At 47.3% G+C, this 11,200-nt stretch carries 8 protein-coding genes and 1 pseudogene; 4 read left to right on the top strand and 5 right to left on the bottom strand.

What is annotated here, in order from left to right; genetic code table 11:
• Window positions 1-658: 658 nt before the first annotated feature.
• Window positions 659-1,402, bottom strand: a complete 744-nt coding sequence (locus tag Q0991_RS05060; RefSeq protein WP_299486093.1) for a response regulator — start codon at window positions 1,400-1,402, stop codon at window positions 659-661.
• Window positions 1,403-1,487: 85 nt separating this feature from the next.
• On the opposite strand from Q0991_RS05060, the gene Q0991_RS05065 reads away from it, so the two are divergent.
• Window positions 1,488-2,702 carry a PAS domain-containing sensor histidine kinase gene (locus Q0991_RS05065; protein WP_299486095.1) on the top strand — a complete coding sequence of 405 codons (1,215 nt, stop codon included), beginning with the start codon at window positions 1,488-1,490 and terminating at the stop codon, window positions 2,700-2,702.
• Here the strand turns inward: Q0991_RS05065 and Q0991_RS05070 are convergent.
• The 3 genes and pseudogenes from Q0991_RS05070 to Q0991_RS05080 form a co-directional block, all read right to left on the bottom strand.
• Window positions 2,699-3,739 (bottom strand): hypothetical protein, encoded by a 1,041-nt coding sequence (locus tag Q0991_RS05070; RefSeq protein ID WP_299486097.1) that lies wholly within the window; start codon window positions 3,737-3,739, stop codon window positions 2,699-2,701. The two genes, Q0991_RS05065 and Q0991_RS05070, sit on opposite strands and share 4 nt — an antisense overlap.
• Entirely contained in the window at window positions 3,736-4,701 is a 966-nt protein-coding gene (locus Q0991_RS05075) for a GTP-binding protein (protein ID WP_299486099.1), read from the bottom strand. The genes Q0991_RS05070 and Q0991_RS05075 overlap by 4 nt, the downstream gene beginning before the upstream one ends.
• A 186-nt stretch (window positions 4,702-4,887) precedes the next feature.
• Window positions 4,888-5,232 (bottom strand): annotated as a pseudogene (locus tag Q0991_RS05080) (DDE-type integrase/transposase/recombinase); the annotation flags it as partial.
• Window positions 5,233-5,521: 289 nt separating this feature from the next.
• On the opposite strand from Q0991_RS05080, the gene Q0991_RS05085 reads away from it, so the two are divergent.
• Window positions 5,522-7,282 (top strand): serine/threonine-protein kinase, encoded by a 1,761-nt coding sequence (locus Q0991_RS05085; protein ID WP_299486101.1) that lies wholly within the window; start codon window positions 5,522-5,524, stop codon window positions 7,280-7,282.
• A 73-nt stretch (window positions 7,283-7,355) separates the two neighbouring features.
• Here Q0991_RS05085 and Q0991_RS05090 read toward each other — a convergent pair whose 3' ends face one another.
• Complete coding sequence (locus tag Q0991_RS05090) at window positions 7,356-8,015, bottom strand: TraX family protein (RefSeq protein WP_299486102.1); 660 nt, start codon at window positions 8,013-8,015, stop codon at window positions 7,356-7,358.
• Window positions 8,016-8,234: 219 nt separating this feature from the next.
• On the opposite strand from Q0991_RS05090, the gene Q0991_RS05095 reads away from it, so the two are divergent.
• Complete coding sequence (locus Q0991_RS05095) at window positions 8,235-8,873, top strand: ABC transporter permease (protein WP_299486104.1); 639 nt, start codon at window positions 8,235-8,237, stop codon at window positions 8,871-8,873.
• Window positions 8,874-9,192: 319 nt separating this feature from the next.
• Window positions 9,193-10,542: a guanitoxin biosynthesis MATE family efflux transporter GntT gene (gntT, locus tag Q0991_RS05100; RefSeq protein ID WP_299486106.1), complete on the top strand. Its 1,350-nt coding sequence runs from the start codon at window positions 9,193-9,195 to the stop codon at window positions 10,540-10,542.
• Window positions 10,543-11,200 lie beyond the last annotated feature (658 nt).

Consider the following 11,200-nt stretch of genomic DNA (forward strand, 5'->3'; position numbering starts at 1 on the left):
GAGACGTGAGGTTATTCCACTTCTGTGCGGAGTGATTAAACGAAGATACCGCCATAATTTCCGGGTATAGGCATTGCTAGATTTGAAAATAATTAAAGCCTGATTTTTAATGTGATTTTGTAGTATTTGATACGGCTCTCAAAAAACAAATTAATTTAGGTATTCCTGTTTTTTGCAAATACAAAAACCCCATTGACATCGTCGAGGCTTTCTGTTTTACAGCTGTTCAGACAGATGGAAAGGGAAATCGGGGGTAAACGGATAAAAATCTACTTAAAGCCACAAGAAGTTTACCTGAAAAGGCTTTTACGCTCAACACAACCATTCTAGATCGCGATTTTGAGGTGAAAATAAGCCCAAGTTAGTCTATTCTTCTAATTCAGAACCCAGTCATTTGTAGAGTTAACTTGAAGTCTTACACCTAGACTTATCCTATTATTTTCAAGATATGAACTATTTTTACATCTCAAAAATATAAATAGAAGTAATTAGCGTTTTTTGGTTCAGTAAATTTGTTTAAAGAGATTATTTTTTGTACTCACTTCAGATCCTATCAGCCTACCTATCCCCAAAGCATTGGAAAATCTTTAGCAATGATGGGACTTTCTTTCGGTTGGCGTTAACCCGTCGAGGTAGATCTGGTCTCCGGCTCCTCGTATTATTTTTGGCTTTGTCGCCATGCCTGAGGAGAAACCCCATGAATTCGGCGAAATTGACGAATAAAGTAGCCCGCATCGGTGTAGCCAATTTTAGACGCAATCTGTTTGATGGGGGTATCCGTATCCGACAACAGTTGGCGGCCTTGCACCATCCGGCGTTCAATAATCCACTGTTTAACGGAACGGCCTGTTTGACTATTGACCAAGCTGGTCAGGTAAGCCGGAGAATAGCCAACCACCTGGGCGACGTCCTGAAGCTGAATCGGTTGCTGATAATGGTCTTCAATAAATTGAAAGATAGGATTGAGTCGAGGACAGTCAGGAAAAATACGAGTGGGAGGGGCTGCTTCTAGAGAGGGCTGTTGGAAGTTGGTATGGCGCTGCAGACGAGTTGTGATCGCATCTAAAAACTGGCCAACCGTACAAGGTTTGGTCAAATAGTCATCCGCCCCTAGGTTCATGCCAACGCGCAGTTCAGCCATAGTCGCCTTTGCCGTCAAGAAAATAAACGGGATGCCCGCCGTATCAGCGCCTTGTCGCAGTTCAGTTAACACCTGATAGCCATCCATATCTGGCATCATAATGTCACAGACAATCAGATCCGGATGGTGGGTTTGAGCCAACTTTACCCCTTCCCAGCCACAGCTGGCCTCTAAGGCACCAAACCCTTCGAAGGACAAACTGCTAAAGAACACCCTGCGAGTCTGGGCCTCATCCTCAATAATGAGAATTGTCTGGGTCATCGCTCCAGCTCCCATCAACCTGATCGTGGTTTCTGACGATCGCACAACCGTTAGTTAACCGCTTTATGGAGAGGGTTTTGGTGTAATGGATAACAGTTGGGAGCCCAAGGCTCACCCGCCCACGGCCCGTGAACTGGAACAGTTACGACGGCAAAATGAACTGATTCTCAAGTCTGTAGGGGAAGGAATCTATGGTCTCGATTTAGAGGGAAACGTCACCTTTGTTAATCCAGCCGCGGCGGAGATGATTGGTTGGCACATGAGGGATCTGATTGGCCAGTCCATGCATCGGGTCTTGCATCATTCCCATCCCGACGGCAGTCACTATCCCCGCCAAACCTGTCCAATTTATGCCGCCTTTAAGGACGGGGTCGTTCACCGGGTCACCGATGAAGTGTTCTGGCGCAAAGATGGCACCTCTTTCCCCGTGGAATATATCAGTACCCCCATGCAGGATGAGCAGGGTCAGATTGTGGGAGCGGTTGTTACCTTTCGAGATGTCTCGGAACGACAGTGGGCAGAGCGAATTCTCCAGCAAACCAATGAAGCCCTCGAACTCAAAGTCCAAGAACGTACCGCAGAGTTGCTCCAGGCCAACCAACAACTGCAAGAACTCAGTGAGTTGCGATCTCGCTTCGTTTCAATGGTCTGTCACGAATTCCGTAACCCCCTGAATAATATTGCGCTCTCAGTTTCATCCCTAGAGCGCTATGACCAAAAACTCTCGGCTATCCAAAAGCAGGAGTATCTGCAGGCGATTATTGCCAATACCGATCGGATGGCGGCGATGACTGATGATATTTTGGTGCTCGGTCGGATTGAAGCTCAGCAATTGCCCCTCACTCCCACGACTTTGGAACTGGTTGGGTTTTGTCGCGAGGTGTTGCAGGAACTGCAGCCAACCACGCCAGATCATGTCTTGCACTTTGCCTGTCGTCATGCCCAAATATGGGTGCAGATGGATGAGCAAGTACTGCGCTCAATTCTGGTGAATATCCTGCAGAATGCGATTCGCTATTCTCCCAACCCCGAGCCGATTGAGCTAAAGCTGGCTCGCCGCAAACAGCAGCTGACCCTACAAATTACCGATCACGGCTTAGGTATTCCCGAGGCGGATCAACCGTTTCTGTTTGAGCCCTTTCATCGGGGCCGTAATGTCAGCAATATTCCAGGGACGGGGTTGGGGCTTAATATCGTCAAACAGTTTGTGGACCTACTGCACGGGACCATCACCTTTGAAAGTACCTTGGGCATGGGTACGTCTTTTCGGATCCGTTTACCCCTTCAACCGCCAGATTAGCCAAATCCTTTAGTGGGTGAGCGGCGTTGCCAGAGGACGATTTTGCCGTCTTTACCACTTCCAGCTAAGACCGTGCCGGAGGGATGCCAGGCTAAAACAGTCGTGCCTGAGGTTAACCCTGGGAGATGCTGACTCAGGGATTTTGCCTGGGACCAAAGACGCACCCCATCGTCGCCGCCAGAAGCCAGGAGTTGAGAATGAGGCTGAAATGCGATCGCCTTTACAAATCCCTGATGCTCCGCCAATACCTGACTATTCCATTGATTGCCCTTTCGCCGCCAAACGGTAATCCCATCTACACAGGCTGCAGCTAAGAGTGGGGAACTGGCATCAGACCAGGCAATTGCACTCACCTTCCCTGGAAATCCCTGCATCAACCAAGGCGGAGGTTGCCCCCATGGCAGAACGGAAAGGGTGCGATCCAGATTGCCAGATGCCAGGTACTGTCCCTCCGTAGACCATCGGCAGGTCAGGCTCGCCCCTGGTACCTCAAACTGGAAGGGGGGACTCTCTAGCTTCTGCACATCCCAGACTTTGACGCCGCCCTGACCACTAACGGCTAAATATTGTCCCGTAGGATGCCACGCTAAATCCAGAACGGTGGACGCTTCAAAATCTAGAGTTGCCACCTGTTTTCGATGGGAGAGATCCCAGATTTGCACCGTGCGATTGACGGGAATCGCCAGCCACTCCTGCACTGGATGCCAGGCCAACTGCTCGATCCAATTGGCCCCATAGGACTCCTTAAACATCAGCTTAGGAGCGTCTGAATGTAGATCCCATACCTGCAACAGGCCCGCTTCTCCTCCCACGGCTAGGAATTGATGATTGGCGGAGAAACTCACGCAATCACAGGTGCGATCGCATGCCCCTTGCAACTCGACCCGCCGTCGGTTAGGGCGATCTGCATCAGTCAACAGCACCACTTCTCCAGCTGCCGAAACCGCCACTAAAGCGTGGCCAGCCGACCAGGCTAACCCTCGCACATAGTCAGAGAGCTGCTCTTTGGTCTGTAGCTGAAACTGTGCTGTACTCACACTAAACAGGCTTGGAAAGAGGCTTCTAAATTCATGGCATCTAAATCTCGGCCAATAAACACAATTTCGTTCTGGCGGGTCTCAGACGATTTCCAGGGACGATCAGGAGACCCTTCAAAAATCATATGCACCCCTTGAAAGACAAAACGACGGTCCTCATCCTCGACATTGAGAATGCCCTTCATCCGAAAAATGTTGGGACCATGGGTTTGTAGGAGGTCACTCATCCAAGTATTCAGCTTGTCAAGATTGACAGCCCCTGGTTCGACCAGGGCGTAAGAATACACAGACTCGTCATGTTCGTGAGCATCTTCTCCTAAAAATTCTGGGTCAATCTCCAACGCTCGCTGCAGGTCAAAGGCCTTAACGCCCAGAATGGCATCCATCCCAATTTGACATTGGTGGGTGCGGTGAATTTTGACCATTGCATTCATCGCCCGCATTTTTTGCTCCAGTTCCGTGAGCTTCTCCGGGGGGACCAAGTCGGTTTTATTGAGGAGAATCACATCAGCAAAGGCAATTTGTTCCTGGACTTCCTCGCTCTGCCAATGGGTTTCAACATGCTGGGCATCCACCACAGTGACCACCGCATCTAGATCAAGCTGAGCCTGGATCTCTTCATCCACAAAAAAGGTTTGAATCACGGGGGCCGGATCGGCCAAACCAGTGGTTTCTATCACCAAGTGGTCAAAGCGATCGCGCCGTCGCATCAAATTCCCAATAATCCGAATCAAATCCCCCCGGACCGTACAGCAAATACAGCCATTGTTCATCTCAAAGATTTCTTCATCTGCATCAATGACAAGCTGATTATCGATACCCACAGCTCCAAATTCATTGACAATCACGGCGACTTTTTTCCCATGCTCGTGAGTGAGGATGCGATTGAGTAATGTCGTTTTGCCTGCCCCTAAGTATCCAGTTAATACGGTGACAGGGACGGCGGAAGATAAATTAACCATAAGGATCTTTATCCATACAAGGTGGACTTAGACTTAATCATGCGTTGAGCTGCATTCTGATCTATTTATGCTATCGGCAAGGAAATTTTCTAGACTTAGTCTAACTGCATCATTACGCAATGGTCACAACCAAAATACATTTCGGTTGTGTCGCAAACCGTGTTTCCGGGTACAAGAATTCTCATTATTGAGGTACTTCACCTGCCGAGTTTTCTTGCCTTCAGGGATACATTCCTCTTTCTGTAACTGTTCAATGGCTAGAGGATAGGCTGGGTTCTAATCCACATTGATCACCCGAGATTCATGGGTATGGGCAGAATTCAAGGCTTTGGTCAGGAAGCGCTTTGCAGCTTTGGTATCACGCCTTGCCGTGAGTAAAAAATTGAGAGTATTGCGATCCGAGTCTACTGCTCAATACAAGTACTTCTATTTTCCCCGCACTTTGATGTCAGTTTCGCCAACCCGCCAGGAGCCATTGGTAACGTTAAGATGCCGACAAATATGCTTGTCCGGCTCAGGAGAATATTTGAGACCACCGATTGATGGTGCTGTGATCTCATAGCTGTCAACTTCATCTGCGTTTTCAGGTAATTTGGCCAAGAAAATTAATCCCTCAGTGACAACCATCACACGCCGATTTGATGGTTGTCACTGAGTTGAAAAGCGAGCCAATGTATATCTTATAGACACACCCCGCTATCTCAAAGGAAAGGCAGATGAACCAAGGATTTTGGCAGATTGCACAGTACTGAGGATTGCACTCAGTGCCGGTGTGTGGTCAGTGACCGATACCCCCAATCGCCTATGCTGGAGAACTCCCATGCTATTGAATAATCGCTTTCGCATCTTAAAACAAATGGCCAAAGGTGGTTTTGGCGCAACCTATTTGGCAGAAGATACCCATATGCTGTCTCGACGCCATTGTGTCGTCAAGCAGTTACAGCCTGAGGTCCCGAACCAGGACTGCTATGCGATCGCACTCAAAAAATTCAAAGAAGAAGCGACGGTCCTCGAACAACTCAAGCATGATCAAATTCCCCAGTTGTATGGCTACTTTGAGCAAGAGGGGCGCCTGTTCTTGGTTCAGGAATGGGTAGATGGGCCAACTCTTGGGGAAAAGGTGAGGGCTTTGGGACAGCTCTCAGCCGAAGAAGTCCAACTGATGCTGTTGCGAATCTTGCCGGTGCTTGATTATCTGCATGGCTTCAAAGTCGTCCATCGGGATATTAAGCCAGATAACCTGATTTTGCGACAGGTGGATAGTCGCCCCGTACTGATTGACTTTGGGTCAATGAAGCAACACCTCAAAACCCGCATTAGTTTTTCAGGAAGCGTTGTGGATTCTGTGGTGATTGGTACAGAAGGCTTTATGGCACCTGAGCAAGCCGCTCAGCGAACAGTCTATGCCAGCGATCTGTATAGTCTGGGAATGTCTGCAATCTATGCCCTGACCGCCAAACTCCCGGTAGAGATGGAGTCTGATTACAATACCGGTCAATTTCAGTGGCGGCAATATGCGCCCCACGTCAGCGATCATTTAGCTGACATTTTGAACAAGGCGACGGAGTTTAGCCCTCAAGACCGCTTTAGTACGGCAACGGAAATGCTGGACGCATTGACCCTACAGCATTCAAATGTCACGGCTACAGTGATTTCTGAACGCTCTATTCATGAACGTCCTACCTTGCTCGATCGAGCAGCGCCTGAGCTTCCTGAGCCTGAACCAGCGCCCGTTCACAAGGGGCTAAAGAAGTTGGGGGTTTCCCCCACTGCGGTGATGACGTCCTTGCTGGCTGGTGGAATGGGGTTTGCGATCGCACTCAGTTCCCAAAGCTTCAGCTCTCAAGCGGTTAAAGTCAACGATAATCCAGATATGGATACTGGCACCTCCTTGGTTGCTGCTGCGAATACCTTTTCCAAGCAAGGGGAAAAACTAGTTGCCATTCGCACCCTATTGAATGTGCCAACGACCTCTCCTCAGGCTCAAGCAGCCCGTCAGAAAATTGCAGATTTAGTCCACCTAGAGTTGGGTCAGCTCATCGATCAAGAATTGGATGTCATCAACTTAGAAAAGCCACCCGGTAAGCCCAAGCGAAGCTTGGCAGGAGTGGGAGTTTCTGACCTATCAGCCGTTCAACCCAAAACCCAAGTTGATCAAGTCCAAACACAATTGGGGTACTCCCCCATCAATACTTACAGCTCCAACTGGCCTATCTATCGGCAACCGACTGATGCCGATCTAGCTGCAGACGCCCAATCCTGGTATGACCCTTGGTTTGAACATTATCAAATTGCGCCCGGCATGACCCTAGAAGTGATGTACGGATGTAAGTCGAACAAGATACTGCAAACAGCCGAAACCTTCGACCGCAGCACCACTGAACCCGAGTTAATCAAAGCCCGCTTTGATCGAATTCTACAAGGCAGCCGTCAAGAGGATATTCAAGCTTCTCAAGCCACCTTAAAGCGGTTAGTGGATCATAAGGGGGAAACCAGAACAGAATCATTCTCCACAGATCAGGTGCGAGGTTGGATCATTACCGATCCGAATCAGCTGCGAATTGTAACGCGAGAGGTTTAAGGGATTCAACAGAGCTATCTTCCCTTAGGTGAGGCCATGGGTTGGGGTCTCAATCTCTATTAGATTGTTTGGGCTAAATCGCTTGGGTATGAGTGATTCTATTGATGCCAATCAGGAGGAGGAAATGGAGCGGATAAATCAGATAGAACAGATAGGACTTTGGGCCCTGTCGGCCATTGTAGCCAAGCAGTATAAGCGGGGCCAACAACTGAAATAGACTGATGGGCGGATATGACAAAATCCATACCCCAGCCAGTCCGAATAAGGTGTAACTGGCCCACCAGGCAAAAGAATTTTGAAACGTGGACATCAAAACAATTGTGGGTATGGTGGTTAATCCACCTTCAATATTCGCTATCAGCGCTATTCCTGAGGATAGGAGAACAACAGCCAGTTTGAATAAGGGATGGTGAAACGCTCTTATCCACCGGAGAGTTACAACTCCCATAGCTAGACCAAATAGAATATTGAGTGGCGATTGCTGTTCAAACAGCAGACTGGAAAAATGAGCATAAACAGGCTGTGTTAGGAGGCCCAATAGCACCAGCCTCGATAGGTAAACGATCAGATTCGTGGAATATTGCTCGCCCATTGCAGCTAAGTAGGCAAACAATGGAAAGCTCGAACGTCCCATTGCCACCATAAAGTGGGCCTGAGGGAAGAATAATCGTCCTGTATGATCGATGATCATCAGGCTAAAGGCCAATAATTTCAGATGGTAGGCAGTAAACACGCAAAGAGGTGATTGGAGGGTGCAGGAAATATGTTTTTTCGCATAAGTAACTATATTTCATCAGACCTGGGCATGGCTCTAATAACCAATGAATCCCCCACTCTCCAACAGGCAGAGGCAACCCTGAAGCACCGATTGATGCCTAGATAACGTCTAGACATTGCTCAATGGGAGTTTGGGTTGCAGCAGGAGTGTACGGTTGTGGAGTAACTAACCCGAATGAGCTATATCCTCCAGAATCCAGGTATTGTGCTGGAATTGCTGCTTGAACATCTGCAAATGACCGGTATTGCAATCGGGGTAGCCGTGGTTATTGCGGTTCCTATTGCTTGGATAATGTATCGATTTGCTGGGTTGCAGCGGCCCATTATGGGGATATTGGGCGTCATTTATACCATCCCTAGCTTGGCTTTAATGATCCTGCTGATTCCCCTTTTTGGACTCAGTGCCATCACTGCCATTGTGGCGATGATCCTCTATGCACAAGTTATATTAGTGCGGAGTATTGTGGTTGGCTTGCAATCGGTTCCTCCACCGATTTTGGAAGCGGCCCAGGCGATGGGCATGACCCCTTGGCAATGTTGGTGGCAAGTCCAAGTTCCCTTGATGTGCCCTGTCTTATTGGCTGGCGTTCGATTAGCGACAACCGTGATGATTGCTTTGGGAACGGTTGCCGCTAAGTTTGGTGCGGGTGGATTGGGGGAGTTGTTATTTGAAGGAATTGCCCAAGCAGGTCGGTATGACAAAATCTGGGCTGGAACGATAGTTGTGAGTGGGGTTGCGATCGTAGCCAATATTCTTTTATGGCTTCTCGAACAGCAGCTCGCTCCTAAACAGCCCCTGCAACGAGGGCGTTAGGCGCAGATGGCTGAGAAAAGTTATTGTTCATCAAGCGTTTCCCCCGTCAGTAAGTGAAGCCACCCCATAGAACCAAGGTTAATAAAAGGTAAACAGGCTATTAAGGGTGGTCTAAGCTTGCTTAAAGGCGATAAAAAACCATGTTATTAATAATCTATTACAGGCTTGCCAAAGATAACTCAGACTAGATTGCTCCCATAATATCTTTCTGATTTATAGCAGTAACAAGCTGATTTAAATCAGTCTTACAGTCTGCCTAACTCTTGAATCGTGTTTAGCTACTAAGCCTATATTTCAGACAAAATAGTGAAAGTGCATGATGGGCTTGTCGATTCCCGCAAGTTATAGAAGTTTCTTGCCTCGTTTCTATCAGTTAGCTATTGTTAGTGCGCTATCCAATATGATGGTGCCACTAGCAGGGCTTTTTGATACTGCATTTTTAGGGCACTTGGCAGATATTCGGCATTTAGCCGGTGTGATTTTAGGAAGCGTTCTGTTTGACTATCTCTATCGCATCCTCAAGTTTTTTCGCAATAGCACAAATGCCATTACAGCCCAAGCAGAAGGGCAAGATAATCATCAAGACGTTCTGCTGGCTGGTTTACGAAGTAGCATGGTTGCGATCGCAGTAGCCGCCCTTATTCTCCTCCTGCAGTATCCTCTCCAACGGTTAGGATTTGCCGTTTTATTTGGGCCTCCAGAAATCGAGGCCGCCGGTATTGATTATTTCAATGCTCGTATTTGGGGAGCACCCGCAGTGCTTCTTAACTTCGTCTTGATCGGTTGGTTCTTGGGACGGGAAATGAACCGAATCGTGCTGGTTATTTCTCTCGTGGGCAATGGCTCTAATATTCTATTAGATTATCTAATGATCAACCGTTGGGGGTGGGAAAGTGTGGGAGCAGGGTTAGCCACAGCCCTCAGTCAATATCTGGCGTTGGCGGTGGCCGTTGTGGCCGTGGGCTTCAGCATCCAATGGTCAGCCATACCTGCCGCTCTAAAAAAGGTGTGGGACTTGGCTGCCTTCAAGTCGACTTTAATGTTGAAGGGGAATATCCTGATCCGGTTTGTGGCACTGATTTCTGCCTATGCTATCTTTACAAACCTGAGCGCCACCCTGGGAACCACGGTTCTGGCAGAGAATGGTTTGCTGCTCCAAATCGCTTTCCTTAGCCAATTCACGGTTAATGGCGTCGGACTGACCACCCAGACTCTGATCGGCAATTTCAAGGGCAAAGGAGAAGTGGACTTAATGATGCCTGTCCTATATACCTCCCTATTGCATGGATTGTTGATTTCATTGCCATTTGCAATCCTACCCATTCTCTTTCCTGAGGCGGTCTTTGGCCTCTTAACCAGCCACACCGAAGTAAGTCAATCTATCCATACCTTTACAGTGTGTCTTGTGCCGTTGTTGAGCTTAACGGCGGTGGCCTTTATTTTAGAAGGCTATTTTATTGGCTTAAAAGAAGGGGCCATCCTCAGAAATTCAGCCCTTACAGCGTTGTTATTCGGATATGCGCCATTTGCGATCGCAGGTTGGCATTTCCAAAATAACCATCTTTTATGGATTTCTCTTTCAATCTATATGGCAACCTTAATGTTTTCTCTATCATGGCAATTACTCAATAATCAAGGGATCTATTTATCTTCTTTAGAACAGGCATAAAAGATTTATGTATTCTGTTGTTTTTGCTAGATTTATTGACAACCTTAGAGATAAATAAAATCCTCGATTTACCCGTCGGGGATTAAAGTTTAAATGGAAAATATAAATCTTAGATATTATGTTTATTATATAACAAGATTTTTTATTTTTTGTATTAAAGACAACAATTTATATTATGTATTCTTCAATGATTTGTTTGCTGCCCGTCACACATCTTAAATTAGGGGAAAACTACTGATTTTATAGGGAATAAAAACCATAAAACCTCGAAAATTAGCTCCTATTTGCTTTGGGGAAATCATCATTTGATGTTATGGGTGGTTTCCTAGGAATTCTCACTATTTTTGTGATAACAAAACTGTACAATTATATCTCCCCCAAAAGTCCCGAATATATTTCTGCCGTGTAATTTCAGGCATGAGTGGACCTCTTGCATAATTAAGCTAACGATAGGTAGAGGACTAAAAATTCGAGTCAGATCGTGGCACAATATTAAGTCAGCAACACATCATGAAACTAATTTTGCAAGAGTTTTAGTAGGCATCGTGCCGTCGGGTAGAGAGGACTCCTTCAAGGTTTTAGGTCAAGTTTGTTTTCCCTGTTACTCTTCCCTTTCGGTTGAAGAGTGTCACACGATCTGACCATACCTCGTTGAGAG

The organism is Acaryochloris sp. IP29b_bin.137 (assembly GCF_028285745.1).
Lineage (GTDB): Bacteria > Cyanobacteriota > Cyanobacteriia > Thermosynechococcales > Thermosynechococcaceae > Acaryochloris.

Coding starts and splice junctions, on each gene's coding strand:
- Q0991_RS05060 (WP_299486093.1), bottom strand. CDS start 1,402: ATGACCCAGACAATTCTCATTATTGAGGATGAGGCCCAGACTCGCAGG.
- Q0991_RS05065 (WP_299486095.1), top strand. CDS start 1,488: ATGGATAACAGTTGGGAGCCCAAGGCTCACCCGCCCACGGCCCGTGAA.
- Q0991_RS05075 (WP_299486099.1), bottom strand. CDS start 4,701: ATGGTTAATTTATCTTCCGCCGTCCCTGTCACCGTATTAACTGGATAC.
- Q0991_RS05085 (WP_299486101.1), top strand. CDS start 5,522: ATGCTATTGAATAATCGCTTTCGCATCTTAAAACAAATGGCCAAAGGT.
- Q0991_RS05095 (WP_299486104.1), top strand. CDS start 8,235: ATGAGCTATATCCTCCAGAATCCAGGTATTGTGCTGGAATTGCTGCTT.
- gntT (WP_299486106.1), top strand. CDS start 9,193: ATGGGCTTGTCGATTCCCGCAAGTTATAGAAGTTTCTTGCCTCGTTTC.